This window comes from Streptomyces sp. NPDC028289, from assembly GCF_055565975.1.
The window spans coordinates 478,693-504,841 of the sequence record NZ_JBVHTI010000008.1; the positions used below are offsets into that span (position 1 = coordinate 478,693).

The 26,149-nt window shown below is 71.6% G+C and carries 22 protein-coding genes; 15 read left to right on the plus strand and 7 right to left on the minus strand.

Annotated features, from left to right (window positions below; translation table 11 throughout):
- The first annotated feature begins 6 nt into the window (after positions 1 to 6).
- The 3 genes from ACZ4UV_RS38715 to ACZ4UV_RS38725 are packed head-to-tail and all read left to right on the plus strand — an operon-like array spanning position 7 to position 6,297.
- A complete protein-coding gene (locus ACZ4UV_RS38715) occupies positions 7 to 1,254 on the plus strand; it encodes a glycoside hydrolase 5 family protein (RefSeq protein WP_467844521.1) in 1,248 nt (415 codons plus the stop codon).
- Positions 1,251 to 3,260 carry an endo-beta-N-acetylglucosaminidase gene (locus ACZ4UV_RS38720; RefSeq protein ID WP_467844524.1) on the plus strand — a complete coding sequence of 670 codons (2,010 nt, stop codon included), beginning with the start codon at positions 1,251 to 1,253 and terminating at the stop codon, positions 3,258 to 3,260. Before ACZ4UV_RS38715 ends, ACZ4UV_RS38720 begins: the two co-directional genes overlap by 4 nt.
- 28 nt (positions 3,261 to 3,288) lie before the next feature.
- The gene (locus tag ACZ4UV_RS38725) at positions 3,289 to 6,297 is read left to right on the plus strand and encodes an alpha-mannosidase (RefSeq protein WP_467844527.1); all 3,009 of its coding nucleotides are present in this window, start codon (positions 3,289 to 3,291) and stop codon (positions 6,295 to 6,297) included.
- Between the two features lie 193 nt (positions 6,298 to 6,490).
- Here the strand turns inward: ACZ4UV_RS38725 and ACZ4UV_RS38730 are convergent, their stop codons facing one another.
- A complete protein-coding gene (locus ACZ4UV_RS38730) occupies positions 6,491 to 7,192 on the minus strand; it encodes a FadR/GntR family transcriptional regulator (RefSeq protein ID WP_467844530.1) in 702 nt (233 codons plus the stop codon).
- Between the two features lie 164 nt (positions 7,193 to 7,356).
- On the opposite strand from ACZ4UV_RS38730, the gene ACZ4UV_RS38735 reads away from it, so the two are divergent.
- The 8 genes from ACZ4UV_RS38735 to ACZ4UV_RS38770 are packed head-to-tail and all read left to right on the plus strand — an operon-like array spanning position 7,357 to position 15,220.
- Positions 7,357 to 8,427, plus strand: coding sequence for a sugar ABC transporter substrate-binding protein (locus tag ACZ4UV_RS38735; RefSeq protein WP_390041379.1), 1,071 nt, complete (start codon positions 7,357 to 7,359; stop codon positions 8,425 to 8,427).
- Positions 8,424 to 9,938 (plus strand): sugar ABC transporter ATP-binding protein, encoded by a 1,515-nt coding sequence (locus ACZ4UV_RS38740; protein WP_451022647.1) that lies wholly within the window; start codon positions 8,424 to 8,426, stop codon positions 9,936 to 9,938. The genes ACZ4UV_RS38735 and ACZ4UV_RS38740 overlap by 4 nt, the downstream gene beginning before the upstream one ends.
- Positions 9,931 to 10,956, plus strand: coding sequence for an ABC transporter permease (locus ACZ4UV_RS38745; protein WP_351493786.1), 1,026 nt, complete (start codon positions 9,931 to 9,933; stop codon positions 10,954 to 10,956). Before ACZ4UV_RS38740 ends, ACZ4UV_RS38745 begins: the two co-directional genes overlap by 8 nt.
- Positions 10,957 to 10,997: 41 nt before the next feature.
- Entirely contained in the window at positions 10,998 to 12,347 is a 1,350-nt protein-coding gene (locus tag ACZ4UV_RS38750; protein WP_451022648.1) for an L-fuconate dehydratase, read from the plus strand.
- Positions 12,344 to 13,099: an SDR family NAD(P)-dependent oxidoreductase gene (locus ACZ4UV_RS38755; protein ID WP_390041387.1), complete on the plus strand. Its 756-nt coding sequence runs from the start codon at positions 12,344 to 12,346 to the stop codon at positions 13,097 to 13,099. Before ACZ4UV_RS38750 ends, ACZ4UV_RS38755 begins: the two co-directional genes overlap by 4 nt.
- On the plus strand, positions 13,096 to 14,082 hold the full coding sequence (locus ACZ4UV_RS38760; RefSeq protein ID WP_467844535.1) for an aldo/keto reductase: 987 nt from the start codon (positions 13,096 to 13,098) through the stop codon (positions 14,080 to 14,082). The genes ACZ4UV_RS38755 and ACZ4UV_RS38760 overlap by 4 nt, the downstream gene beginning before the upstream one ends.
- The gene (locus ACZ4UV_RS38765; protein WP_351493777.1) at positions 14,079 to 14,393 is read left to right on the plus strand and encodes an L-rhamnose mutarotase; all 315 of its coding nucleotides are present in this window, start codon (positions 14,079 to 14,081) and stop codon (positions 14,391 to 14,393) included. The genes ACZ4UV_RS38760 and ACZ4UV_RS38765 overlap by 4 nt, the downstream gene beginning before the upstream one ends.
- On the plus strand, positions 14,390 to 15,220 hold the full coding sequence (locus tag ACZ4UV_RS38770; RefSeq protein WP_451020598.1) for an amidohydrolase family protein: 831 nt from the start codon (positions 14,390 to 14,392) through the stop codon (positions 15,218 to 15,220). Before ACZ4UV_RS38765 ends, ACZ4UV_RS38770 begins: the two co-directional genes overlap by 4 nt.
- On the opposite strand, the gene ACZ4UV_RS38775 is transcribed toward ACZ4UV_RS38770, so the two are convergent.
- Entirely contained in the window at positions 15,208 to 16,629 is a 1,422-nt protein-coding gene (locus tag ACZ4UV_RS38775; protein ID WP_390041392.1) for a lipase maturation factor family protein, read from the minus strand. The genes ACZ4UV_RS38770 and ACZ4UV_RS38775 overlap by 13 nt on opposite strands.
- A 157-nt stretch (positions 16,630 to 16,786) precedes the next feature.
- Here ACZ4UV_RS38775 and ACZ4UV_RS38780 point away from each other — a divergent pair, with 157 nt between their 5' ends.
- Together ACZ4UV_RS38780 and ACZ4UV_RS38785 are read left to right on the plus strand one after the other, a co-directional pair.
- The gene (locus tag ACZ4UV_RS38780; RefSeq protein WP_467844539.1) at positions 16,787 to 18,886 is read left to right on the plus strand and encodes a SpoIIE family protein phosphatase; all 2,100 of its coding nucleotides are present in this window, start codon (positions 16,787 to 16,789) and stop codon (positions 18,884 to 18,886) included.
- Positions 18,887 to 19,042: 156 nt separating this feature from the next.
- On the plus strand, positions 19,043 to 19,906 hold the full coding sequence (locus ACZ4UV_RS38785) for an Fpg/Nei family DNA glycosylase (protein WP_351493769.1): 864 nt from the start codon (positions 19,043 to 19,045) through the stop codon (positions 19,904 to 19,906).
- A gap of 7 nt (positions 19,907 to 19,913) precedes the next feature.
- Here ACZ4UV_RS38785 and ACZ4UV_RS38790 read toward each other — a convergent pair whose 3' ends face one another.
- The 3 genes from ACZ4UV_RS38790 to ACZ4UV_RS38800 all read right to left on the minus strand — a co-directional run bounded on the left by ACZ4UV_RS38790 (position 19,914) and on the right by ACZ4UV_RS38800 (position 21,928).
- A complete protein-coding gene (locus ACZ4UV_RS38790) occupies positions 19,914 to 20,570 on the minus strand; it encodes a zf-HC2 domain-containing protein (RefSeq protein WP_451020601.1) in 657 nt (218 codons plus the stop codon).
- Between the two features lie 149 nt (positions 20,571 to 20,719).
- Positions 20,720 to 21,235 (minus strand): hypothetical protein, encoded by a 516-nt coding sequence (locus tag ACZ4UV_RS38795; protein WP_351493765.1) that lies wholly within the window; start codon positions 21,233 to 21,235, stop codon positions 20,720 to 20,722.
- A 144-nt stretch (positions 21,236 to 21,379) separates the two neighbouring features.
- Positions 21,380 to 21,928 (minus strand): sigma-70 family RNA polymerase sigma factor, encoded by a 549-nt coding sequence (locus ACZ4UV_RS38800; RefSeq protein WP_451020602.1) that lies wholly within the window; start codon positions 21,926 to 21,928, stop codon positions 21,380 to 21,382.
- Positions 21,929 to 22,149: 221 nt separating this feature from the next.
- Here ACZ4UV_RS38800 and ACZ4UV_RS38805 point away from each other — a divergent pair, with 221 nt between their 5' ends.
- Complete coding sequence (locus tag ACZ4UV_RS38805) at positions 22,150 to 23,298, plus strand: CapA family protein (protein ID WP_451020603.1); 1,149 nt, start codon at positions 22,150 to 22,152, stop codon at positions 23,296 to 23,298.
- Between the two features lie 6 nt (positions 23,299 to 23,304).
- Here the strand turns inward: ACZ4UV_RS38805 and ACZ4UV_RS38810 are convergent, their stop codons facing one another.
- Entirely contained in the window at positions 23,305 to 23,778 is a 474-nt protein-coding gene (locus tag ACZ4UV_RS38810; RefSeq protein WP_351493759.1) for a MarR family winged helix-turn-helix transcriptional regulator, read from the minus strand.
- A 98-nt stretch (positions 23,779 to 23,876) separates the two neighbouring features.
- Here ACZ4UV_RS38810 and ACZ4UV_RS38815 point away from each other — a divergent pair, with 98 nt between their 5' ends.
- Positions 23,877 to 24,692 carry an alpha/beta fold hydrolase gene (locus ACZ4UV_RS38815; protein ID WP_467844545.1) on the plus strand — a complete coding sequence of 272 codons (816 nt, stop codon included), beginning with the start codon at positions 23,877 to 23,879 and terminating at the stop codon, positions 24,690 to 24,692.
- On the opposite strand, the gene ACZ4UV_RS38820 is transcribed toward ACZ4UV_RS38815, so the two are convergent.
- A complete protein-coding gene (locus ACZ4UV_RS38820; RefSeq protein ID WP_390041408.1) occupies positions 24,689 to 26,101 on the minus strand; it encodes an amino acid permease in 1,413 nt (470 codons plus the stop codon). The genes ACZ4UV_RS38815 and ACZ4UV_RS38820 overlap by 4 nt on opposite strands.
- Between the last annotated feature and the right edge of the window lie 48 nt (positions 26,102 to 26,149).

Below are 26,149 nucleotides of genomic sequence, written 5' to 3' on the forward strand. Positions count from 1 at the left end.
ATACGCATGCCTCCTGCCGTGCGCTTCGGCGTCAACTACACCCCCAGCGAAGGGTGGTTCCACCACTGGCTCGACTTCGACCTGGACTCGGTACGCGCGGACCTCGACTCGATCGCCGCGCTGGGGCTCGACCACATCCGGGTCTTTCCGCTGTGGCCCTACTTCCAGCCGAACCGCTCCCTGATCCGGCCGCGCGCCGTCGAGCAGCTCGTCGCCCTCGCGGACGCGGCGGCCGAGCGCGGCCTGGACGTCAACGTCGACGGCCTGCAGGGGCACCTGAGCAGCTTCGACTTCCTGCCCGCCTGGACCCGCACCTGGCACCGGCGCAACCTCTTCACCGATCCGCAGGTCGTCGAGGGCGAGGCCGCCTACCTGCGCACCCTCGCCGCGGCCCTCGCGGACCGGCCCAACTTCATCGGGATGACCATCGGCAACGAGGTCAACCAGTTCGCCGCAGGCCCGCACCCCGATCCCGACCGGATCAGCGAAGCGGACGCGGAACAGTGGCTCGTACGGCTGCTCGCCGCCTGCACCGAGGGCGCCCCCGGCGGGCTGCACCTGCACGCCTCCTACGACGCCGCCTGGTACCAGGACGACCAGCCCTTCACCCCCGCCCACTCCGCCCGCCTCGGCGCGGTCACCGCCGTGCACTCGTGGGTGTTCGACGGCACCGCCCAGCGGCACGGCCGCGCCGCCCTGCAGACCGAGAAACACGCCGCCTATCTGGTCGAGTTGAGCAAGGCCTGGGCCGAGGACCCGCACCGGCCCGTCTGGCTCCAGGAGGTGGGCGCGCCCGCGCCGCTGATCCCCGCCGAGCACGCGGCCGCCTTCGCCGAGGCGACGATCACCGCCGTCCTGGACTGCCCCGACCTGTGGGGCATCACCTGGTGGTGCTCCCACGACGTCAGCCGGAGCCTCGCCGACTTCCCCGAACTCGAATACGGGCTCGGCCTGTTGACCAACGACCGCAAGCCGAAGGACATCGCCCACGTCCTCGCGGCAGCCGAGCCCGCGGCGGCGCGGACACGCGGCACGGCGCTCGTCGTGCCCGCCGACCCGGCCCTGCGCTCCCAAAACGCCCCCGGCGGACCCGTCTTCGACGCCTGGTTCCGGCTCGCCGCCGACGGCGCCCGCCCCACCACCGTCCTCGACACCCACGCGGCCGACCGGGACCATCTCACCGCGCGCGGCATCACCGAGGTCGTCACCCCCGACCAGGTACTCCCCACCCCACAAGGAGGCACCCGCTCGTGAACCCCAGCAGACGCACCGTCCTCATCGCCGCCACAGCGGCCGCCTTTTTACCCACCCCCGCCATGGCCGCCACCCAGCAGGCCGGTGAGGCCGCCACCACGGCCACCCCGCCGTACGCCTCCTACTTCTACCCGGACTCGTTCCCGTCCGGCAGCCCGGGCACCGGCATCACCTGGCGCAGCCTGAAGGCCTGGACGGCGGCCGGCGACCCCGACCTCGCCTTCAACGCGGCCTCCATACCGCTCGCCGCCCGCTTCACCCCGACCCCCGCCAACACCACCGCCCGGTCCGGGCAGGCCCGTATCCAGGCGCTGGTGTCCTTCGGACCGACGTCCAGCAACCCCTCCCAGGGCTCGGCCACCGCCGACTACTACGCCCTCACCCACTGGGCCTACCTCGACGAGCTGGTCTTCTGGGGCGGCTCGGCCGGAGAGGGGCTGATCCTCGCCCCGAACGCGCCGATCGTCGACGCAGCCCACCGGCACGGCGTACCCGTCCTCGGCAACATCTTCCTGCCGCCCACCGCCTACGGCGGCCAGCTCCAGTGGACCCGCGACCTGGTCCAGACCGACGCCACCGGCCACTACCCCCTTGCGGCCCAGCTCGTCGCCCTGGCCGCCGCCTACGGCTTCGACGGCTGGTTCGTGAACGCCGAGACCGGCGGCGGCAACACCGCCCTCGGCACCGCCATGCTCGGCTTCGTCACCGAGCTCAAATCCCTCGCGGCGGCCCGGGGACAGCGGGTCACCTGGTACGACGCGATGACCGTCAACGGCACTGTCAGCTGGCAGGGCGCGCTGAACAGCCAGAACCAGGCCTTCTTCCAGGCCGCCGACGACATGTTCGTCGACTTCCGGTGGAGTGCCTCGACCCTCGCGTCGTCGGGCACGAAGGCGGTGCAACTCGGGCGCAGCCGCTACGAGTTGTGGGCCGGGGTGGACGTCGAGTCCAACGGCTCCAACGCCTCCGTGAACTGGGACGCGATGGTGCCCAGCGGCTCGGCGCACATCACGTCCGTCGGCTTCTACCGGCCCGAGTGGACCCGCAACCACCTGCCCGCGAGCCGTACTCCCGGCGACTTCCACGCCGCCGACGACCGGTTCTGGACCGGGCGGTCACTGGACCCGACCCGGCCGGACAGCACGGACCCGTGGCGGGCGCCGGCCGTGTCGGTGGCGGACCGGTCGACGGTGTCGGCGGTGCCGTTCGCGAGCGTCTTCAACACCGGGCACGGCTTGCGCTGGTACGAGGAGGGCGAGGTCACCTCGGACACGGCCTGGAACCACCTCGGCCTGCAGGACCGGCTCCCGTCCCGGCGCTGGGCGGTACGGACGGCCGGCACCCGGCCGGCCGTGACCTTCGACTTCGCCGACGCCTGGCGGGGCGGCAGCAGCGTCCTGGTGGACGGGGCCCTGGACCAGCCCGTGGTGCTGGACCTGTACGCGACCCGGCTGCCGATCACGGCACAGACGGTTGTCGAGCTGACGTACCGGACCGACGCTGGAGGTGTGGACGTCGAGCTGGCCATCGCCACCGCCGAGCCGGGCAGCGCCGGCACGGCACCGCCGTACACCTATCTGCCGGTGGACCCGGGCGACGGCTGGTCGACCGCGACCGTCCCGCTCACCGGACTCTCCGGCACGGTCCACGCCCTCGGCGTCCGCCTCACGGCGACCGACGGGCCGGTCCGGTGGCGGCTCGGCGGAATCGCCGTACGGGAGGGGACGAACACCCCCGCCGCTCCCGCAGACCCGCAGATCACCGCGGCTGACGGCGGAAACCTGCGCCTCGCCTGGGGCACGGCCCCCGGCGCCGTGCGCCACTACACCCTGCACCGCCTCCTCCCCGACGGCACCCGGCGCTTCCTCGGCGCCACCGGCCAGCGCGCCTATTTCCTGACCGGCCTCCAGCCGGAGCAGGGCGAGACGACGGCACGGTTCGAAGTGCGCGCGGTAGGGGAGCTGTACACCTCGTCGGACCCCGTGACCGTCACGCACACCTGGTAACCGGTAACCAACAAACGGAGCACCCCACATGCATGACGACCGCAGCCTGGTCGAAGCCCGCCTGAGGCGCGTCCTCGACGAGCGCATCCGCCCCGCCGTGTACCCCGAGTCCGTGCCGCTCGACGTCGCGGTGTGGCACGCGCCCGGCGAGCCCGTGCCGGTCGACGAGGGGCTCGCGGCCGAGCCCGAGCCGATCGCGGTGGGCGCCCGGTGGGGTGCTCCGTGGGGCACCAGCTGGTTCCGGGTGACCGGAACCGTCCCCGCGGAGTGGGCCGGGCGGACCGTGGAGGCCCTGCTCGACCTCGGCTTCGACGAGAACATGCCCGGCTTCCAGTGCGAGGGCCTGGTCTACCGCCCCGACGGCACCCCGGTGAAGGGTCTCAACCCGCGCAACCAGTGGGTCCGCGTCGGCGCCCCCGTCGAGGGCGGCGAACAGGTCCGGCTGCACGTCGAGGCCGCCTCCAACCCCGTCATCCTCGACTACCACCCGTTCCGGCCCACCTGGCTCGGCGACAAGGACACCGCCGGGCACGAACCGCAGTACACGCTCACCAGGATGGATCTCGCCGTCTTCGACGAGACCGTGTGGCAGCTCGTCATCGACCTGGAGGTGCTCGGCGAGCTGATGGCCGAGCTGCCGGCCGACGCGCAGCGCCGCCACGAGATCCTGCGCGCGGTCGAACGGGCCCTGGACGCGGTCGACCTCCAGGACGTGAACGGCACGGCGGCCCAGGCCCGTGCCCGCCTCACCGACGTCCTTTCCACCCCCGCCGTGCCCTCAGCGCACCGGATCAGCGCGGTGGGGCACGCGCACATCGACTCGGCGTGGCTGTGGCCGCTGCGCGAGACGGTCCGGAAGGTGGCCCGCACCACGGCCAACATGACCGCCCTCATCGAGGACGAGCCCGACTTCGTGTTCGCCATGTCCCAGGCCCAGCAGTGGGCGTGGGTGAAGGAGCACCGGCCCGAGGTGTGGGCGCGGGTGAAGAAGGCGGTCGCCGAGGGGCGGTTCGTGCCGGCCGGCGGGATGTGGGTGGAGTCGGACACCAACATGCCGGGCTCGGAGGCGATGGCCCGTCAGTTCGTGCACGGCAAGCGGTTCTTCCTCGAGGAGTTCGGCGTCGAGAACGACGAGGCGTGGCTGCCCGACACCTTCGGCTTCGCCGCCGGACTCCCGCAGATCATCAGGGCGGCGGGCTCGACCCGGCTGCTCACCCAGAAGATCTCCTGGTCCCAGACGAACAAGTTCCCGCACCACACCTTCCAGTGGGAGGGCATCGACGGCACCCGGATCTTCACGCACTTCCCGCCCGTCGACACCTACAACTGCTCCATGAAGGGCAGCGAACTCGCCCACGCGGCCCGCAACTTCAAGGACAAGGGCCGCGCCCGGCACTCCCTCGCACCCACCGGGTGGGGCGACGGAGGCGGCGGCACCACCCGCGAGATGGTCGCCAGGGCGGCCCGGGCCCGGGACCTGGAGGGCTCGCCGACGGTCGTCTGGGAGACCCCGGAACAGTTCTTCGACAAGGCCGAGGCCGAATACCCGGACCCGCCCGTCTGGGTGGGCGAGCTCTACCTGGAACTGCACCGCGCCACCCTCACCAGCCAGGCGAGGACCAAGCAGGGCAACCGGCGCAGCGAACACCTCCTGCGCGAGGCCGAACTGTGGGCGGCGACGGCGGCCGTACGCACCGGATTCCCCTACCCGTACGAGGAGTTGGACCGGATCTGGAAGACGGTCCTGCTCCACCAGTTCCACGACATCCTGCCGGGTTCGTCGATCGCCTGGGTGCACCGGGAGGCGAGGGCGACCTACCAGCGGCTCGCGACCGAACTCGACCGGATCATCGACGCGGCCCAGCGGGCCCTGGCGGGAGAGGGCGACCGGCCGCTGCTGTTCAACGCGGCACCGCACGGCAGGGGCGGCGTCCCCGCCGGAGGCGCGGCGCAGGAGCAGCCGTCCGGCGAGGTGACCGTGTCGGACCGGCCCGAGGGCGGACACGTCCTCGCCAACGGCCTGCTGCGGATCGAGATCGACGCCCGCGGCCTCGTCGTGTCCGCCTACGATCTCGACGCCGACCGCGAGACCATCGCCCCCGGCACGGCCGCCAATCTCCTCCAGCTCCATCCGGACTTCCCGAACATGTGGGACGCCTGGGACGTCGACGCCTTCTACCGCAACGCGGTCACGGACCTCACGCAGACCGACGAGCTGACGGCCGGCGAGGAGGGCGTCCGGATCGTGCGGTCCTTCGGCTCGTCCCGGGTCACCCAGGTGCTGTCGCTGGCACCGGGGGAGCGTCGGCTGCTGATCGACACGGAGGTCGACTGGCACGAGACGGAGAAGTTCCTGAAGCTGGCCTTCCCCCTGGACGTGCACGCCGAACGGTACGCGTCCGAGACCCAGTTCGGTCACTTCCACCGCCCGACCCACACCAACACCTCGTGGGAGGCGGCGAAGTTCGAGGCCTGCAACCACCGCTTCGTCCACCTGGAGGAGCCGGGCTGGGGCGTGGCGATCGTCAACGACTCGACGTACGGCCACGACGTCACGCGCAGCGTCCGCACGGACGGCGACAAGGGTACGACGACCACGGTCCGGGCCTCGCTCCTGCGCGCCCCCCGCTTTCCCGACCCCGAGACCGACCAGGGCCTCCACCGCTTCCGGCACGCACTGGTACCGGGCGCGGGGATCGGAGACGCGGTCCGGGAGGGCTGGCGGATCAACCTGCCGGAGCGCCGGGTGACGGGAGCCGACGACGTCGCTCCGCTGGTCACGGTCGACAACGACGCGGTCGTCATCACCGCGGTGAAACTGGCCGACGACGGCAGTGGCGACGTGGTGGTCCGCTGCCACGAGGCTCACGGGGGCAGGGCCCGCGCTTCGTTGACCGCAGGCTTCGAGGTCGCGGACGTCACGGCTACGGACCTCTTGGAGCGCCCGCTCCCGGACGCACCGGAGCACGTCGGCAACCGTGTCGGACTGCGCCTGCGCCCCTTCGAGTTGGTGACTTTGCGACTCCGGCGAGTCTGAAGCCCCGTCAGGGTCGCGGGGAACTGCGCGACCAGCCACGACGGCGCCGCAGTCGACCGACGGCATTTCGCGGCACTTCCAGCGGAGCGCTCCATGCGGTGTGACGACTGCGGGTGCGTGGGGACTGGTCGCGCAGTTCCTCCCCCAGCCGAAGGCGGGGGGTACCCCCCGCGCCCCTTCGGGGCGCGTCCGCTCAGGTGCCGAGCTGTGCGCGCAACCACTCCTCGACCTCACCGACATGGGCAGCCGCCGCAGCCCTCGCCGCCTCCGGATCCCGGGCGACGAGGGCGCGGTGGATCGCCGCATGCTCCCGCCGCGTCCTGTCGAACGCCCCCTCCTCCTCGTACCCCCGCCACACCCGCGCCCGGAACGTCCGCGACGAGAGCCCCTCCAGAATCGCGGCCATCGTGTCGTTCCCCGCGGCCCCCGCGATCACCCGGTGGAACGCGAGGTCGTGCGCGAGGATCTCCTCGGGATCGTCCGTCGCGTTCATCGCCGTGAGGTGATTCTCCACCTCCGCCAGCTGATCGGCCGTGATCCGCGCGGCGGCCAGCGCCGTCGCCGTCGACTCCAGTACCCGCCGCACCTCCAGCAGCTCCACGAGCCGCGGCCCGCGTGACAGGTCGGCGACCACGCCGAACGTCTCCAGCAGGTCACCCGCCTCCAGCTGGGTGACGTAGATGCCGGAGCCGTGCCGGGCCTCCAGCACGCCCAGGACCGTCAGCGCGCGGATCGCCTCGCGCATGGAACTGCGGGACATGCCCAGCTGGGCGGCGAGATCCCGTTCCGTGGGCAGCCGCTGGCCCGGCTCCAGGCGGCCCTCCGCGATCATCGCCTTGATCCGCTCGATGGCGCGCTGCGTCACCGTGCCCTTCTGTGGCGCCGTCTCGTCCACACCGCTCCTCCTGTCGCCGGTGCGCCGAAGTCTAACCAGCGAGGTGGTCCGACCACTACGGCTCATTGGGCGGGAAATTAGCGTCTGTGGGGTGTTGAAAGGGCCGAGTGGTCTGATAAGTATGCGGGCATCTGCTCGAACACGCTCGATGAGGAGCTGCCAAGATGCCCGGCAGAACACTGAGGAAGCGGAACAGGTCCCGGATCATCGGCGCGACGGCCGTGGCCGTCGGAGCCTCGCTCGCGCTCGCCGCCTGCGGCAGCACCAAGGACACCGGCAGCGGCAGCGCCGGTGGCGGTGGCACCGGCAAGGTCGGGGTGATCCTGCCCCTGCTGACCTCGCCGTTCTGGCAGTCGTACAACGACTACGTGCCCAAGATGGCGAAGTCCGAGGGCGTGGACGCGCTGAAGACGGTCAACTCCAACAGCGACCCCTCGCAGCAGATCACCGACATCAACAACGAGCTGAACCAGGGTGTGAAGGGGCTGGTCGTGGCCCCGCTGGACAGCGCCGCCATCGAGGCCGGGCTCGACCAGGCCGAGCGCAAGGGCGTGCCGGTGGTCGCCGTGGACGTGGCGCCCGACAAGGGCAAGGTCGCCATGGTGGTCCGCGCCGACAACGTCGCCTACGGCGAGAAGGCCTGCGAGTACCTCGGCGCGCACGTCACCAGCGGCAAGGTCGTGCAGATCATGGGCGACCTGGCCTCGGTCAACGGCCGTGACCGCTCCGAGGCGTTCCGGTCCTGCGTGAAGAAGAAGTACCCGAAGCTCAAGGTCCTGGAGATCCCCGCCAAGTGGGAGTCAGACACGGCCGCCTCCCAGCTGGGCACCCTCCTCAACGCCAACCCCGACATCAAGGGCATCTACATGCAGGCCGGCGGTGTCTACCTCGCCCCGACCCTGCAGACCCTGAAGTCCAAGGGCATGCTCAAGACGGCCGGGCAGAGCGGGCACATAGTGATCGTCTCCAACGACGGCATCCCGCAGGAGTTCGACGCCATCCGCAAGGGCCAGATCGACGCCACCGTCTCCCAGCCGGCCGACGCCTACGCCAAGTACGGCATGTACTACATCAAGGCGGCGATGGAGGGGAAGACGTTCAAGCCGGGTCCGACCGACCACGACTCCACGATCGTCAAGCTGTCGAACGGGATCCTGGAGGACCAGCTGCCCGCGCCCCTGGTCACCAAGGACAACGTGGACGACCCGAAGCTCTGGGGCAACACGGTCAAATGATCACGCCACTCGTTGAGGCCCGGGACATCGTCAAGCGGTACGGCCCCACCGTCGCCCTCGCCGACGGCCGGCTCACCGTCCTGCCGGGCGAGTCCCACGCCCTCGTCGGCCGCAACGGCGCCGGCAAGTCCACCCTGGTCAACGTCCTCACCGGCCTCCAGGCCCCGGACGAGGGCACGGTCCGCTTCGACGGCGAGCCCGCCCCCGCGCTCGCCGACCGGGATGCCTGGCGGCGCAAGGTGGCCTGCGTCTACCAGAAGCCGACCGTCGTACCGGAGCTGACGGTCGCCGAGAACCTCTTCATCAACCGGCAGCCCCTGCGCCGGGGCTTCATCAGCTGGCGCCGGCTGCGCAGCGAGGCGGCCGCGCTCCTCGACACCTGGGACGTGCACGTCGACCCCGAGGCGCGCACCGCCGACCTCAAGGTCGAGGACCGTCAAATGGTGGAGATCGCACGGGCGCTGAGCTTCGGCGCGCGGTTCATCGTCCTCGACGAGCCGACCGCGCAGCTCGACAACCGTGAGATCGAGCGGCTGTTCAGCCGGATGCGGGCGCTGCAGGACTCGGGCGTGACCTTCCTGTTCATCTCGCACCACCTCCAGGAGGTGTACGAGGTCTGCCAGACCGTCACCGTGCTCCGCGACGCCCGCTGGATCATCACCGCCCCCGTCGCCGACCTGCCCAGGGCCGCCCTGGTGGAGGCGATGGCGGGGGAGGCGGTGACCGGGCAGGAACAGCTGTCGCGGGACGCGGTGCCCGCCGGAGCGCCCGTCGTCCTCAGCACCAGCGGGCTCACGTCGGAGTCGTACGACGGCATCGATCTCACCGTCCGCAGCGGCGAGGTCGTCGGCCTGGCCGGCACCAGCGGCAGCGGCAAGATCGAACTCGCCGAGACCATCGCCGGGTTGCGCACCCCGACCGGCGGGAGCGCACAACTGCAGGAGAAACAGCTGCCGTTCGGCGACGTGCGGGCCGCGCTCAGGGCCGGCGTCGGCTTCGTGCCCCGCGACCGGCACGACCAGGGACTCGTGGCCGGCATGAGCATCGGTGACAACGCCACCATGACCGTCCTCGACCGGCTCGGCCGCGGCGGGTTCGTCGGCACCGACCGCAAACGCGGCTTCGCCACCGGACTGATCGAGCGCCTCGACATCCACGCCGAGGGCCCCGACCAGCCCGTCTCCGACCTGTCCGGCGGCAACGCGCAGAAGGTCGTCATGGCCCGCGCCCTCGCCTCCGACCCCCGGCTGCTGGTCCTGGTCAACCCCACCGCGGGCGTCGACGTGAAGTCCAAGGAGTCCCTGCTGGCCCGCGTGGACAGCGCCCGTGAGGACGGCACCGCCGTGCTGGTCGTCTCCGACGAACTCGACGACCTGCGTCGCTGCGACCGCGTCCTCGTCCTCTTCCACGGCCGGATCGTCGCCGAACACCCGGCCGGCTGGCACGACCACGAGCTGATCGCCTCCATAGAAGGAGTGGACTCCATGCCCGAAGGAGTGGACCATGGCTGAGACCAAGGCCCCGCCGCTCACCCCGGTGCGCTCCCCGAACCCGCGCGCGGCCCGCACGGTCATCCTGCGCCGGGCCCGTGAACTCGCTCTCGTCCCGGCCCTGTTGCTGCTGATGGTGCTCGGCGCGGTGGTCAACGACTCGTTCCTCACCGAGCGCAACCTGATCTCCATCCTCGGCGCCTCCGCCGCCCTCGCGATGGTGGTGCTCGCCGAGTCACTGGTCCTGATCACCGGCAAGTTCGACCTCTCCCTGGAGTCGGTCGTCGGCATCGCCCCCGCCGTCGGCGCCCTCCTCGTCCTGCCGTCGGCCGAGTCCGGCTGGGGCACCGAGTTCCCCGCCGCCCTCGCCATGGTGGCGATCCTGGTCGTCGGCGCGGCCGTCGGCGCCTTCAACGGCATCCTGGTCGTCAAGTTCAAGCTCAACGCGTTCATCGTGACGCTGGCGATGCTGATCGTGCTGCGCGGCGTACTGGTCGGCGCGACCAAGGGCAAGACGCTGTTCGGGATGCCCGACAGCTTCTTCACCCTGGCCACCTCCACCTTCCTCAGCGTCCCCATGTCGGTGTGGCTGGCCGCGGTCGCCTTCGCGGTCACCGGGCTCGTGCTGAAGTACCACCGCGTCGGCCGCGCCCTGTACGCCATCGGCGGCAACGCCGACGCGGCCCGCGCCGCCGGTATCCGCGTCGACCGGGTGATGCTCGGGGTGTTCGTGGTGGCCGGTGTCCTCGCCTCCGTCGGCGGGATCATGCAGACCGGGTACGTGGGCGCGATCAGCGCCAACCAGGGCAACAACATGATCTTCACGGTCTTCGCCGCGGCGGTGATCGGCGGTATCAGCCTGGACGGCGGCAAGGGCACCATGTTCGGCGCCCTGACCGGCGTACTCCTTCTGGGTGTCGTGCAGAACCTGCTCACCCTGGCGCAGGTGCCGTCGTTCTGGATCCAGGCCATCTACGGCGGCATCATCCTCGTCGCCCTCATGATCGCCCGTGTCACCACGGGACGGGCCCAGGACTGACCGAACCGCGTCCCGAACTCCTACCGACGGAAAGGCAATCCGTGTCCCCGAGCCCCGACCCCTCCGCCCGCGTCACCGCGCTCGAAACCCACGACATCCGCTTCCCCACCTCGCGCGAGCTCGACGGCTCCGACGCGATGAACCCGGACCCCGACTACTCGGCGGCCTATGTCGTGCTGCGCACCGACGCCGGCGACGGGCACGAGGGGTACGGGTTCACGTTCACCATCGGGCGGGGCAACGACGTCCAGGTCGCCGCGATCGACGCGCTGCGGAACCATGTGCTCGGCCGCCCGGTCGACGAGGTCTGCGACGACCCCGGATCCCTCTACCGGGACCTGATCGGCGACAGCCAGCTGCGCTGGCTCGGCCCCGAGAAGGGCGTGATGCACATGGCGATCGGCGCGGTGACCAACGCCGTCTGGGACCTCGCCGCCCGGCGTGCCGGGAAGCCGTTGTGGCAGCTGCTCGCCGACGCCGAGCCCGAGTGGATCGTCCGCCAGATCGACTTCCGCTACCTCACCGACGCCCTCACCCCGGAGGAGGCCCTGGCCATCCTCCACCGGGGCCGGGAAGGTGCCGGGGAGCGGCGGACCCGCCTCCTCGAGCGCGGCTTCCCCGCCTACACCACCTCCGCCGGCTGGCTCGGCTACGACGACGAGAAGCTCACCCGGCTCGCCGCCCAGGCGGTCGCCGACGGCTTCCGGCAGATCAAGCTGAAGGTCGGTGCCGACCTGGCGGACGACATCCGGCGCTGCCGGGTCGCCCGCCAGGTCGTCGGCCCGGACATCCGCGTGGCCATCGACGCCAACCAGCGCTGGAACGTCGACGAGGCGATCCGCTGGACCCAGGCCCTCGCCGAGTTCGACCCGTACTGGATCGAGGAGCCCACCAGCCCCGACGACATCCTCGGCCACGCGGCGATCCGCCGGGCGGTCGCCCCGGTGAAGGTCGCCACCGGCGAACACGTGCAGAACCGGATCGTCTTCAAGCAGCTGCTCCAGGCCGGCGCCCTCGACGTCGTCCAGATCGACGCGGCCCGGGTCGCCGGCGTCAACGAGAACCTCGCCATCCTGCTGCTCGCAGCCAAGTTCGGCGTCCCGGTCTGCCCGCACGCGGGCGGGGTCGGCCTGTGCGAACTCGTCCAGCACCTCTCGATGTTCGACTACGTGGCCGTCTCCGGCACCACCGAGGACCGGGTCATCGAGTACGTCGACCATCTGCACGACCACTTCCTCGATCCGGTGGTCATCCACGAAGGTCATTACGTGGCACCCACCGCCCCGGGCTTCTCCGCCGCCATCAGGCCGGAGTCCGTCGCGGAGTACACCTACCCCGGCGGCACCTTCTGGGCCGCCGACCCCGAAACGCAGAAGGGACAGGCGGCATGACCGACTTCGAGGGCCTGAGGGCCCTGGTCACCGGCGGCGCCTCCGGGATCGGGCGGGCCACCGCCGAGCTGCTCGCCGAGCGCGGCGCCCAGGTCGCCGTCCTCGACCTCGACCCGTCCGCCGTCGACAAGCCGCTGCTCGGCTTCCGGGCCGACGTCACCGACGACGCCTCCGTGCGGACGGCCGTGGCGAGCGCCGCGGAAGCACTGGGCGGCCTCGACGTCCTCGTCAACAACGCCGGCATCGGCGCCCAGGGCACGGTCGAGGACAACGACGACGACGAGTGGCGCCGCGTCTTCGACGTCAACGTCCTCGGCATGGTCCGCGCCGCCCGCGCCGCCCTCCCGCACCTACGCCGCTCCGCGCACGCGGCGATCGTCAACACCTGCTCCATCGCCGCCACCGCGGGCCTGCCGCAACGCGCCCTGTACAGCGCCACCAAGGGCGCCGTGTACTCCCTGACGCTCGCCATGGCCGCCGACCACCTCCGCGAGGGCGTCCGCGTCAACTGCGTCAACCCCGGCACGGCCGACACCCCGTGGATCGGCCGCCTGCTGGACAACGCCCCCGACCCGGCCGCCGAGCGCGCCGCCCTGGAGGCCCGCCAGCCCGCCGGGCGCCTGGTCTCCGCCGCCGAGGTCGCCGGTGCCATCGCCTACCTGGCGAGCCCCCTCTCCGGCGCCACCACCGGCACCTCCCTCGCCGTCGACGGCGGCATGCAGGGCCTGAGGCTGCGGCCGGTGGGCCAGTGAACACCCTCGGCAGCAGCGGCGTCCGGGTCACCCCGCTCGGCCTCGGCGCCGCCGTGATCGGCAACCTGTACACCGAACTCCCCGACCAGCAGGCGTACGACACCGTCACCGCCGCCTGGCAGCGGGGCATCCGCTACTTCGACACCGCCCCGCACTACGGCCTCGGGCTGTCGGAGCGGCGGCTGGGCGACGCCCTGCGACAGTACGACCGGGACGCGTACACCCTCTCCACCAAGGTCGGCCGCCGGCTGGAGCCGGGGCCCGGCGACGGCGACGACCTCGCCCACGGTTTCGCCGTGCCCGCCACCCTGCGCCGGGTCTGGGACTTCTCCGCCGACGGCATCCGCCGCACCCTGGAGGCCAGCCTGGAGCGGCTCGGCCTCGACCGGGTCGACGTCGTCTACCTGCACGACCCCGACGACCACGCCGAACAGGCCTTCCGGGAGGGCTACCCGGCCCTGGAGAAGCTCCGCGCCGAGGGGGTCGTGGGCGCGATCGGGGCCGGCATGAACCAGACGGCCATGCTCACCCGGTTCGTCCGCGACACCGACGTCGACGTGGTGCTGTGCGCGGGCCGCTACACCCTCCTCGACCAGAGCGCCCTCACCGACCTGCTCCCGGCCGCCGCCGAACGCGGCACCTCCGTGGTGATCGGCGGGGCCTTCAACTCCGGTCTGCTGGCCGACCCGAAACCCGACGCCACCTACGACTACGCCCAGGTCTCCCACGAACTGCTGTCCCGCGCCCTGCGCCTCAAGGCGCTCGCGGAAGAGCACGGGACGACCCTGCGCGCCGCCGCGCTCGCCTTCTGCGCGGCGCACCCCGCCGTGGCGAGCGTCCTGGTCGGGGCCCGCTCGGCGGCCGAGATCGCGGACGGGGCGGAGCAGTTCGCCACGCATGTCCCCGCCGCCTTCTGGCAGGAGCTGCACGCCACCGGCCTGCTCCCCGCCGACGCCCCCGTACCCACGGAGGACCCGTCATGAGAGTGGCGTTGCACACCAGGGTCCGCGCGGACCGCATCGCCGAGTACGAAGCCGCCCACCGCGAGGTCCCCGCCGAACTCACCGACGCCATCCGCGCCGCCGGGGCCACCTCCTGGACCATCTGGCGCAGCGGCACCGACCTCTTCCACGTCCTGGACTGCGCCGACTACGGCCGCCTCCTCGCCGAGCTGGAGAAACTCCCGGTCAACGTGGCCTGGCAGGCCCGGATGGCCGAGCTGCTCGACGTCGTCCACGACTACACCGAGGCGGGCTCGGAGGCCGGCCTGCCCGTCGTGTGGGAGCTGCCATGACGGTCGACGCCCACCACCACGTCTGGGACCTCTCGGTACGGGACCAGGACTGGATCACCGGGCCCGGACTCCAGCCGCTCAGACGGAACTTCACCGTCGAGGACCTCCAGCCCGAGACGGCGGCGGCCGGGGTCACCCGCACCGTCCTCGTCCAGACGGTCACCGTTCCCGAGGAGACCCCCGAGTTCCTCGCCCTCGCCGCCGCCCACGACCTGATCGCCGGAGTCGTCGGCTGGACCGACCTGACCCGCCCGGACGTCGCCGAGGAACTAACCCGCCTGCGCGCACTCCCCGGCGGCACCTACCTGAAGGGCATCCGCCACCAGGTCCAGGGCGAACCCGACCCGGATTGGCTGCTGCGCCCGGACGTCAGCCGGGGCCTGACCGCGGTCGCGGACGCGGGCCTGGTCTACGACCTCGTCGTCCGGGCCCACCAGCTCCCGGCCGCCGCCGAGGCCGCCGGGTCCCATCCCCGGCTCACCTTCGTCCTCGACCACCTGGGCAAGCCCCCCATCGCGTCCGGCACCCTCGAACCCTGGGCCACCGCCGTCCGTGCCCTCGCCGCCCTGCCCAACACCGTCTGCAAGCTCTCCGGCATGGTCACGGAGGCCGACCCCGCCTCCTGGACCGTCGACGACCTGCGCCCGTACGCCGAGACGGTGCTGGACGCCTTCGGCCCCGACCGCCTGATGTTCGGCTCGGACTGGCCGGTGTGCGTCCTGGCCGGGACCTACGGCGAGGTCTTCGACGCGGCCACGCAAGTGATCGCCCCCGCCGACCGCACCGCCGTCTTCGAGACCACCGCGACCCGCGTCTACGGCCTCTGAGCGGCCCCGGCCAGCCGCGTCGGCGGCAGGAACTCCCGCACATACGTCCGCTCCCAGCACGCGCCCGTCTCCCGAAGCTCCCGCCAGCTGGTGTAGCGGTAGCGGAAGAGGCGGGCGCGGACAAAGCGCGGGGGCTGGTCGGGCGGGAAGGGGGAGCGGCGCAGCAGCCGCAGCGTGTCGCGGTCGTTCTCCAGGAGGCGCTCCACCAGACCGCCGAACCAGTCCCCGGCGTACGCGGGGGAGAGGGCGGCGAACCACATCAGCCAGTCCAGGCGGAGGTGGTAGGGCGCGAACTGGCGCGGCCAGTGCCGGGGATCGCCCGGCTTGCCCCTGAACTCGTACTCCCGCCAGTCCGATTCCTCGCGCGGGGTGCCGTCCAGCGTGCCCTCGACCACCACCTCGTAGCGGATCCGGCTGACGCTGCCGAACGCGCCGTAGGTGTTGACCAGGTGGAGCGGGTCGAAGGAGCGGTTCATGACCTGGCGGCGGGAGACCATGTTCACCACCGGGTGGTAGCTCAGGAAGACGAGCAGCGCGGCCACGGCGAGGACCACCACCTCGTACCAGAGCGGGGTGGGCGGCGCGGTGGTGCGGTCCGTGGGCAGCCGGAGGGCGGACACGGCCAGCACGATGGTGATCCAGTTCAGCCAGGAGAAGTTGCCGGAGACCACCAGCCACAGCTGGGTGAGGATCATCAGGGACGCGGCCGCCGTCGAGACCGGCTGCGGGGCGAACAGCAGGACGGGGACGACGAGCTGGGTGAGGTGGTTCGCGGCCACCTCCGCCTTGTGCACCGGCCCCGGCAGGTGGTGGAAGAACCAGCTCAGCGGCCCTGGCATCGGCTGGGTCTCGTGGTGGTAGTGCAGGCAGGTCAGCTTGCGCCAGCAGGCGTCCCCGCGCATCTTGATCAGCCCCGCCCCGAACTCCACCCGGAACAGGATCCAGCGCAGCAGGAAGAGCACGACGACCGGCGGGGCCACCTCGTCGTTGCCCAGGAAGACGGCCAGGAAGCCGGTCTCCAGGAGCAGGGACTCCCAGCCGAACGCGTACCAGGTCTGGCCGACGTTGACGATCGAGAGGTACAGCGCCCAGGGGATCAGCCACAGCACCATCCCGGCCCACAGCGGGAGTTCGCCGTCCGCGCCCGCCAGCAGCGCCGCCGACACCGCGCAGCCCGCCCAGGCGCAGCCCGCGAAGAAACGGTCCGAGTAGTGCAGCTGGAACAGGCTGGGCGCCCGCCGGAAGGGGACGCGGGCGACGTACCCCGGGATCGGCAGCATCCCGCGCTCGCCCAGCAGGGCCCGGAACTGCAGCGCCGCCGCCAGGAACGCGACGAGGTACACGCCGGCCAGAGCCCGCTGGAAGACCAGCCGGCTCACCCAGTACCCGGGGTCGGTGAACCAGTCCACGGCCGTGCGCTCCTGCCTCTCTCCAGTGTGCGGCCCCGGGACCGGCCGGGGCCTGTCACCCTGTGTACCGCGCCTCCCCGCTTGCGTAACCCGAGCGAGTGAAGCAGACAATAAGGGAGGAATTGCCCGTCAGGGGTTCCCCTGGCATGGTGGCCCCATGGCTGACCGGGGAGCGAGCGCTCCGTCACTCCCGGACGACTGGCCCGCCCATCTGGACCACCCGATCCTGGCGCTCAACCACATGGGCACCTTCGACTGGGACCTCGACGCCGGCCTGTTCCACATGGACACCCAGGCGTACGAGGTGTTCGACCTGACCCCCGAGGAGTACGACGGCCGCCCCGAGTCCCTCGCCGTGCGGGTGCCCCCGGCCGAGTCCAGCAGGCTGGACGCGGTGGTGTCCCGGGCCATCAAGGACGGCAGCGAGAACTACGGGACGTACTTCCGCATCCGGCGCCGCGACGGCACGCCGCGCTGGACCCACACCCAGGGCTACATCCGACGCGACGAGACGGGCCGGCCGCGCCGGGTCGTCGGGATCGTCCGGGACGCCACCCAGGAGCTGGAGGACAGCGAGGCCCGCAACCTGCGGGACGCCCAGGGGCAGGCGCTGCGCCGGCAGACCGGCGTCGTCCAGGCGGTCACCGCCGCGCTCGCGCACGCCAGCAGCGTCCAGGAGGTCATCGACGTCCTCAAGGACACCCACGGCATCCCCAACCTGGGCGCCACCAGCCTGGTGATGGGCCTGGTCGAGGCCGGCCGGATCCGGCTGGTCGCCGAGGGGCCGGCCGGCAGCTTCGTGCCCGGCACCCGGATCACCCGGATAGACGAGCCGTACCCGATGGGCGAGGTGGTGCGGACCCTCAGCCCGTGCTTCATCGAGTCACCGGAGGATTTCGCCGAGGGCTACCCGATACTGTGGCCGCACATCACCGACCTGCACATCACCTCGGCCGCCTATCTGCCCCTGATCGCCCAGGCCCGCCCGATCGGCGCCATGGGCCTGCTCTACAACGACCGGCTCGGCTTCTCCACCGAGGAACGCGCCGTCCTGGTCGCCCTCGGCAGCAGCATCGCGCAGAGCCTCCAGCGGGCCATGCTCTTCGAGCAGGAGAAAGACCTCGCCCAGGGCCTCCAGCAGGCCATGCTGCCGCGCACCATCCCGAGCGTGCGCGGGGCCGACGTCGCCGTCCGCTACCGTTCCGCGGCCGCCGGCGGCTCCCTGGGCCGGGACATCGGCGGCGACTGGTACGACCTCATCCCGCTGCCCGGCGGCCGCGTCGGCGCGGTCATCGGCGACGTCCAGGGCCACGACACGCACGCGGCGGCCGTCATGGGCCAGCTCCGTATCGTGCTGCGCGCCTACGCCGCCGAGGGCCACGCCCCGGCCACCGTGATGGCCCGCGCCTCCGTCTTCCTGAACGAGCTCGACACCGACCGCTTCGCCACCTGCCTGTACGCCGAGGCCGACCTGGCCACGGGCGTCGTCCAGGTGGTCCGTGCCGGGCACATCGACCCCCTGGTCCGCGCTGCCGACAGCAGCTGCCGCCGGGTCCCCGTCGAGGGCGGGCTGCCGCTCGGCCTGTCGGCCGAGTTCCACAGCCTGGAGTACCCGGTGTCCACCCTGGAGCTCGACCCCGGCGAGACGCTGCTGCTGTGCACCGACGGGCTCGTCGAACAGCCCGGCAAGGACCTCGGGGACGGCATGCGGGACCTGATCGAGCAGGTCGCCAAGGGGCCCGAGGACGTGCGCGACCTCGCCGACCGGCTGATCGAGGTCGCCGACGAGCGGGCCGGTGACGACGACGTGGCCCTGCTCCTGCTGCGCCGCCGAGGCTCCGACACCGCGCAGGCCGTCGGCCGCCTCCAGCAGCACGTGGCCTCCGGCGACCCCGAGGCGCTCGCCCTGGCCCGGCACATGGTCCGCGCCGCCGTCCGAGCCTGGGGCGCCGGGGACCGCGCCGACGAGATCGAACTGGTCGCCGACGAGCTGATCACCAACGCGCTGATGCACACCGAGGGCTCCGCGATCGTCACCCTCAGGGTCCTCGGCGGCAGCGACCGCCGGCTCCGCGTCGAGGTCGAGGACTCCTCCAGCGCCCTGCCGCGCCGCCGCGAGGCCGGCGAGGACGGCGTCTCCGGCCGGGGCCTGCTGCTCGTCGACCAGCTCGCCGACGTCTGGGGCGTGGAGGCACGCGGTGGCGGCAAGGCGGTGTGGTGCGAGTTCCGCATGGCGGAGAAGGACGACGGGACCTGATCCCCCGGCCGAGCGGCAGCGCCCCCGAAGGGGCGCTGGAGGTGCCCCCGGCCGAAGGCTGGGGGAGGAACTGCGCGACCAGCCCTCACGGCGCCGCAGCCGCGAGACGACCCGATGCGGCACTCGGAGTCCGGCCCCGGATGGCACCCTGGACGCATGCCCGAACTGCCCGAGGTCGAAGCGCTCAGGGACTTCCTGACCGAGAACCTGGTCGGCCGCCAGGTCGTCCGCGTGCTGCCGGTCGCCATCAGCGTCCTGAAGACGTACGACCCTCCGGTCGGCGCCTTCGAGGGCAGCGAGGTCGTCGCCGTGCACCGGCACGGCAAGTTCCTGGACATCGAGGGGGACCGCGGACTGCGGTTCGTGACCCATCTGGCCCGCGCGGGCTGGCTCCAGTGGAAGGACCGGCTGCCGGACGGGCTGCCGCGCCCGGGGAAGGGCCCGCTGGCGCTGCGGGCGGCCCTGGAGACGGGGGCGGGTTTCGACCTCACCGAGGCCGGCACCCAGAAGAAGCTGGCCGTGTACGTGGTCCGCGACCCGCAGGACGTCCCCGGTATCGCCCGGCTGGGCCCCGACCCGCTCGCCGCGGACTTCGGCGAGGACCGCCTGGCGGCCCTGCTGGCGGACGAACGACGGCAGCTGAAGGGCGCCCTGCGCGACCAGAGCCTGATCGCAGGGGTGGGCAACGCCTACAGCGACGAGATCCTGCACGCGGCGAGGATGTCCCCGTTCAAGCTGGCCGCGTCCCTGACACCCGAGGAGACGCACCGGCTGTACGAGGCGCTGCGCACCACCCTCACCGAGGCGGTGGAGCGCTCCCACGGCCTGGCGGCGGGGCGGCTCAAGGCCGAGAAGAAGAGCGGTCTGCGGGTCCACGGCCGGACCGGCGAGCCCTGCCCGGTCTGCGGCGACACCGTCCGCGAGGTCTCCTTCAGCGACTCCTCGCTGCAGTACTGCCCGACCTGCCAGACCGGCGGCAAGCCGCTCGCGGACCGCCGTATGTCCCGGCTGCTCAGGTAGCGGGTGGTCACTGGGGGTCCAGGGTCACCAGGCGCTGCCCGTCCGCGTTGCGCACCTCGTAGCGGTCGATCTCGTCGGGGTGCATCGAGGATCCGCCCGTCATGGTGCTCACCCGGCCGTCGTGGTCCCGCTCCGCCCAGGTGGTGACGATCTGCTCGGAGCCGTCGTCGCCGACGGCGATCAGGCGGCAGGAGCGCGGCCCGTCCGGGTCCTTCACCTGCAACTCGATCGTGCTGCCCGAGTCCGTGTCCTCCGACTTCACCTGCGCCCAGATGCCGGACTGCGCGTCGGTGGCCGCGGTGACCTGCACGGCCGGCGCCGCCTCGTGGCCGACGTAGGCCGCGATGCCGGGGCCGGCGACCGCGAACACGACCGACGCGGCGAGACCGTACAGCAGCTTGCGGCGCTTGGCCCGGTGCCGGTTCGCGACCTCGGCGAGCAGCCGGTCCAGCAGCCGGGGCCCGGGCTGGGCCATGGGGTGCACGAAGCGCGGCGTGGCCCGGCGGTACAGCATCAACTGCCGTGCCGCGGGGCCGAACTCGGTCACGTGTGCCGTACAGCTCGGGCACTCCATGAGATGGTCCTCGAAGCGGAAGGCCTCCGCCTCGTCCAGCACGCCGAGCGCGTACGCGCCGACGTCGCGATGCCTTTCCAGGGACCTCATGCCGAATCCTCGTGCCGATGGGTGCGGGTGGGGGTTACTCGTTGTTCCTTGCTCCCACCCGTACGCAGTCGGCAGCCGTTTCACTCAAGCCACGTACAGAATCGTAATCAACGGATTCGGAGCGGCCGGGCCCGCGGATTGGTCCTGAATCAAAAAAGATGGATGGCGAGGTGTCCCAGCGGCAGACCGAGCCGCCAGGCGGGGGTCCACACCTTCGGACCGTCGTCCTCGCCGAACACCGAACCGCCGCCCGGCACCGCGTCCAGGTCGGGCGCGAGCAGCTCGGTCTCCTCCAGCCAGCGCCAGGCGGCGGCGGCCAGATCCAGGTCCGGTGACGGCCCGCCCGACTCGGCGGCCTCGGCGTTCACCACTGCCATACGTTCCGCGACCCAGTCCTGCCACGGCTGGTCGTACGCCGTCAGTGAAAGCCAGGTCTCCAACTGGGACACGACCCGGATGCCCGACAGTTCGCCGTCCGTGTCGGAGAGGAAGATGGTCAGCGCCAGCGCGTCGCGGCCGGCCCGGAACTCGAAGGACGTCGGTGGCATGAGATCGCCGGTGCGCAGCAGCTCGTCGGCGATGTACTCGGCGTACAACCAGGCCATCGGGACCGCCAGTTCCCCGCTCCCGGCCCCGTCCGTGCTCTCTTGACCTCTGTGCAGCATCCCGTCCTGCCTTCCTCCGGTGCGCGCGTGGCCCCGACCCCGGGTCCGTCCCTCTCCCGGTGCGGAACACGGATGAAGACAGCTGATTGCTCAAACACGGTCCTCAGCAAGGCGCTTTACCGAGGTTTGACCTGGCTTGCGGTTTCATCGCAGGTCGGGTGCATAACCGGGCAGAACCCGGCGCAGGGCGCGCAATGCGTAATATGCCCGCGACTTCACGGTACCGGGTGGAATTCCCAGGGTCTCCGCGGCCTCCGCCACACTCGCCCCGTGGAAATACACCAGCACCAGGACTTCACGGTGCTCCGGGGTGAGAGTCTTCACAGCCTCCCGGACGTCGAGCGTCGCGGCGGCGCGTTCGGCGTGGTCGCCGACGGCCCGGGCGTTCTCCAGGACGGCGTCGTGCACCTCGGCGGGCCGCGCCTGCCGGGCCCGGCGCGCGTCGATGGCGAGCCGCCTGCCGACCGTCAGCAGCCAGGGCAGCACGGAGTCGAAGTCGTCGGCGCGCAGCGCCTCGGGGTGCTGCCAGGCGCGTACGAGGGTCTCCTGGACGAGGTCCTCGGCCCGCTGCCGGTCCCCGTCGCTGAGCCGCAGCAGCAGCGCGAAGAGCGGTCGGCCGTGCTCGCGCTGGAGCGCGACGAGCTCGTGCTCGGCGGTCGTCGTCCCGTGGGGAAGGGTGGTTCCGGCCGTCATGGCCGTATGGCATCGCAGGCCCCGGCCGGGGGACAGGGGGCGCACAGGGATGTGCGGCGGACGGTCGATCGCGTCGGTGAACGGTGCGACGAACGGTCCCTCACACCCCTTACCCGACCCGGATGGGTCAATCGGGGCGCCTGAGTTGTTTGCGGTCGCCTCCACCTTCGTACCCATTGATCTGTAAATCGGACAAGGCTTGCGACTCTGGGGTACTCCTGATGATCAATCGCAGACGCCAGGCGGCCCTGGCCCTGACCGCCCTGCTCGCCGCCGCGGCCGCATGCCAGAACCACGTACGGCAGGAAAGCGCCGCCCCGCCCCCGCACCCGGCACCCACCGTGCCCGCCACCGGCTTCACCCTCGTCGCCTCCGGCGACGTCATGCCGCTGAAATCCGCGACGGACCACGCGAACTTCGACGCGGGCGGCAACGGCTACGACTTCCGCCCGATGCTCGCCGGCGTCGAACCCGTCGTCTCCCATGCCGACCTGGCGCTCTGCCACCTGGCGACGGTCACCGGCACGGACGGCGGCCACACCGCCCTCACCTCCCCGCCGCAGCTCGCCGAGGCCCTCTCCGCCACCGGCTACGACGGCTGCTCCACCGCTTCCGACCGCGCCCTCGACGACGGCGCCGCGGGCATCCAGCGCACCCTCGACGCCCTGGACCGGGTGGGCCTCAGGCACTCCGGCACCGCCCGCACCCAGGCCGAGGCCGGCACCCTCACCCTGATGAACGCGGGCCGCGCCCGGGTGGCCCAGCTCTCCTACACCTACGACGTCAACGGCAACTCCCTGCCGCCCGGCCAGCCCTGGGCGGTCGGCCTCCTCGACGAGAACCGCATCCTCGCCGACGCCCGCGCCGCCCGGCAGGCCGGCGCCGACGTGGTCGTGGTCTCCGTGCACTGGGGCACCACAGGCACGGACGCCCCCGACCAGCAGCAGCTCGACCTCGCCAAACGGCTCACGGCCGCGCGCACCGGCGGCCGCCCCGACATCGACCTGATCCTCGGCACCCACGCGCACATCCCGCAGGCGTACGAGAAGGTCAACGGCACCTGGGTGGTCTACGGCCTCGGCGACCAGCTGGCCGGCGAGATGTACAACAGCCAGGGGCGCCAGGACCCGCGCGGCAACCAGTCCACCCTCGCCCGCTTCACCTTCACCCCGCCCGCCGGTCCGGGCGGCCGCTGGGAGGTCGCCAAGGCCGAGTTCATCCCCCAGCTGTACGACGTCGACGCCGGCCGGGTCGTCGACCTCAACGCGGCCATCGACCAGGGCGCCGACTTCACCGCCGCCCGGGACGCCATCCGGGACGTCGTGCTCAGCCGCGGCGCCGCCAAGGACGGGCTGGTCATGGGGGAGTAGCGGCGGTCACTCGACGTCGACGTGGTCGAACGTCCTCAGCAGCTGCTTCAGCACCCGCACGCACGCCGTGATCTCGGCGTCGGTCAGGTCGCCGCCGACCTGCCGGTTCAGGGCGTGCTCGCGGGCGAGGACCGCGGTGATGGTCGCCCGCCCCTCGGCCGTGAGCCGGATCAGGGAGGAGCGCTGGTGCGCCGGGTTGGGGGTGACCTCCGCCCAGCCGCGCGCCACCGCGTCGTTCACCATGCGCTGCACGAACTGGCGGCTCAGCGCCATGATCCGGCCCATCTGGGGCACCGTCATGGGCTCGTACCGGCGCAGCAGGTCCAGCACCGAGCGCACCCCGACCGAGGCCCCCTCGATCTGCTCGCCCTGCTCGATCTTGCGGAAGGCGCGCCGGTAGAGCGGCCCGATCAGATCGAACACCTCGGTGATGCGGTCGCCCAGCTCGTCGGGGGCGAGGGGCTTGTCGATGTCGTTCACCCGGCCATCATGCACCGCACCGTCATGGCAACCGGGGTGTCAAAGCCGTCATGACAACTCAGTTGTCAAACTCTCCCAAAGATGACACCTTGGTTGTCATGAATGGTGCTGCGGACGTCCGCCTCTTCCCGTCCTCCGACGGCGACCTCGCCTACCTCGACACCGGCTCCGGCGACCCGGTGGTCCTGCTCCACTCCGGATACGTCGACCACCGCTTCTGGCACCGGCAGATCCCGGCGCTCGCCGCCGGGTACCGGGTGATCGCCCCGGACGTGCGCGGCCACGGCTTCTCCGCCAACGCGAGCGAGCCGTTCCGCTGGGCCGACGACCTCGCCGCACTCCTGCGTCACCTCGACGCCGGGCCCGCCGTGCTCGTCGGCGTCTCCATGGGCGGGGTGATCGCCACCGACACCGTGCTGGAACATCCGGAGCTGGTCCGCGCGGTGGTCACCTGCGGGGCGGTGACGGGCGACTTCCGGTACACGGACCCCTGGCACACGGAGCTCCAGGCCGAAAACGCCCGCACCCTGGGGGCCGGTGACATCGAGGGCTGGCTCGACGCCTTCGTGAAGGTCGTACCGGGCGAGCACCGCACTCTCGACGCCGTCGACCCGGAGATCCCGCGCCGGCTGCGGGAGCTGGCGCTGCACACGATCTCGAAACACACGCCCGACGAGCCCGACCGGCTGGTGCGAGTGACCGACTCCTGGTCACGGGTGCCGAAGATCGACGTCCCGGTGCTCACGATCAACGGCAGCCTGGAACCCGCCGACCTGCTCGCCGCCGCCGAGCGCCTCGCCCGCGAGGTCCCGAACGGCCGCGCCGAGATCGTCGAGGGCACGGACCACTACCCGAACCTGGAGCGGCCCGAGGAGTTCAACACCCTCCTGCTCGGCTTCCTCCGCGCGCTCTAACGCCCCGCCAGCCGCGACCTCTTGTACGAGTAGCCGAAGTAGATCACGCACCCGATCACGAACCAGACCGCGAACCGCACCCAGGTCTGCCACTTCAGGAACGTGATCAGCCAGATCGAGAAGACGACACCCAGCGCCGGCACGAACGGCATCCACGGCGTACGGAAGGTGCGCGGCAGCTCCGGCTGCCGGTAGCGCAGCACGACGACCGCCGTGCACACCACCACGAACGCCAGCAGGATGCCGATGTTGGTGAGTTCGGCCGCCTCGCCGATCGGCACGAACCCGGCGAGCAGCGCCGAGGCCGCCCCCACGATCCAGGTCACCCGGGTCGGGACGTGCCGCGTCGGGTGCGTCTTCGCGAACCAGCTCGGCAGCAGCCCGTCCCGGGACATCGAGAACCACACTCGGGTCACGCCCAGCATGAACGTGAACATCACCGTGAGGATGCCGATGATCGCGCCCACCGCGATCACGTCCGCCAGGCCGCTCAGCCCCACCGACTTGAACGCCGTCGAGAAGCCGCTCTCCGGGTCGATGTCCTTGTAGTTCTGCATGCCCGTGAGGACCAGGCAGGCCGCCACGTAGAGCACCATCGAGATCGCCAGCGAGTAGATGATCGCCTTCGGCATGTGCCGCTGGGCGTCCTTCGACTCCTCGGCCGCCGTCGACATCGCGTCGTACCCGAAGACCGCGAAGAACACGGTCGCCGCGCCGGTGAACGCGCCGCTGATGCCGAACGGGAAGAAGGGGTGGTAGTTCGACGCGTCGATGTGGAACACGCCGACGGCGATCACCAGCAGCACCACCAGGACCTTGAGCACCACGACGAAGGTCTCGAAGCGGGCCGCGCTGCGGATGCCGAGGTTGAGCAGGTAGGCGATGAGGAGACACAGCAGGGCGGCGAACAGGTCGACCCGGTGGCCGTCGCCCGTGCCCGGCGCGCCGAGCATCCAGTGCGGCAGGTTCGCGCCCATCTCCTCGACCAGGAAGCTGAAGTAGCCCGAGATGCCGATCGCGACCACCGCCACGATCGCCGTGTACTCCAGCAGCAGGTCCCAGCCGATGAACCAGCCGGCGAACTCGCCGAGCACCGCATAGCCGTACGTGTAGGCCGACCCCGCCTTCGGGATCAGCCCGGCGAACTCGGCGTACGACAGCGCGGCGCAGGCGCTCGCCACACCGGCGATGAGGAACGAGACCAGGACGGCGGGCCCGGCCGTCTCGTTGGCGACCGTGCCGGCCAGGGTGAAGATGCCCGCGCCGATGATGCCGCCCACGCCGATCGCGGTGAGCTGCACCAGACCGAGCGATCTGTCGAGCCGGGCGCCCTCGGTGACCTCCGTCTCCTCGATGTGTTCGATGGGTTTGCGACGGAGAATGCCTTCACCCATGCGGAGCTTGGCCATGTGCCTCACCTCTTCGCCGATCGCGAACGGCTGACGGCCGATCATGAT

Excerpts from the sequence above, each read along its gene's own strand:
- ACZ4UV_RS38735 (WP_390041379.1), top strand. The coding sequence starts at position 7,357 with ATGCCCGGCAGAACACTGAGGAAGCGGAACAGGTCCCGGATCATCGGC.
- ACZ4UV_RS38725 (WP_467844527.1), top strand. The coding sequence starts at position 3,289 with ATGCATGACGACCGCAGCCTGGTCGAAGCCCGCCTGAGGCGCGTCCTC.
- ACZ4UV_RS38765 (WP_351493777.1), top strand. The coding sequence starts at position 14,079 with ATGAGAGTGGCGTTGCACACCAGGGTCCGCGCGGACCGCATCGCCGAG.
- ACZ4UV_RS38755 (WP_390041387.1), top strand. The coding sequence starts at position 12,344 with ATGACCGACTTCGAGGGCCTGAGGGCCCTGGTCACCGGCGGCGCCTCC.
- ACZ4UV_RS38820 (WP_390041408.1), bottom strand. The coding sequence starts at position 26,101 with ATGGCCAAGCTCCGCATGGGTGAAGGCATTCTCCGTCGCAAACCCATC.
- ACZ4UV_RS38780 (WP_467844539.1), top strand. The coding sequence starts at position 16,787 with ATGGCTGACCGGGGAGCGAGCGCTCCGTCACTCCCGGACGACTGGCCC.
- ACZ4UV_RS38740 (WP_451022647.1), top strand. The coding sequence starts at position 8,424 with ATGATCACGCCACTCGTTGAGGCCCGGGACATCGTCAAGCGGTACGGC.
- ACZ4UV_RS38785 (WP_351493769.1), top strand. The coding sequence starts at position 19,043 with ATGCCCGAACTGCCCGAGGTCGAAGCGCTCAGGGACTTCCTGACCGAG.
- ACZ4UV_RS38745 (WP_351493786.1), top strand. The coding sequence starts at position 9,931 with ATGGCTGAGACCAAGGCCCCGCCGCTCACCCCGGTGCGCTCCCCGAAC.
- ACZ4UV_RS38795 (WP_351493765.1), bottom strand. The coding sequence starts at position 21,235 with ATGCTGCACAGAGGTCAAGAGAGCACGGACGGGGCCGGGAGCGGGGAA.
- ACZ4UV_RS38715 (WP_467844521.1), top strand. The coding sequence starts at position 7 with ATGCCTCCTGCCGTGCGCTTCGGCGTCAACTACACCCCCAGCGAAGGG.
- ACZ4UV_RS38800 (WP_451020602.1), bottom strand. The coding sequence starts at position 21,928 with ATGACGGCCGGAACCACCCTTCCCCACGGGACGACGACCGCCGAGCAC.
- ACZ4UV_RS38790 (WP_451020601.1), bottom strand. The coding sequence starts at position 20,570 with ATGAGGTCCCTGGAAAGGCATCGCGACGTCGGCGCGTACGCGCTCGGC.
- ACZ4UV_RS38805 (WP_451020603.1), top strand. The coding sequence starts at position 22,150 with ATGATCAATCGCAGACGCCAGGCGGCCCTGGCCCTGACCGCCCTGCTC.
- ACZ4UV_RS38770 (WP_451020598.1), top strand. The coding sequence starts at position 14,390 with ATGACGGTCGACGCCCACCACCACGTCTGGGACCTCTCGGTACGGGAC.
- ACZ4UV_RS38815 (WP_467844545.1), top strand. The coding sequence starts at position 23,877 with ATGAATGGTGCTGCGGACGTCCGCCTCTTCCCGTCCTCCGACGGCGAC.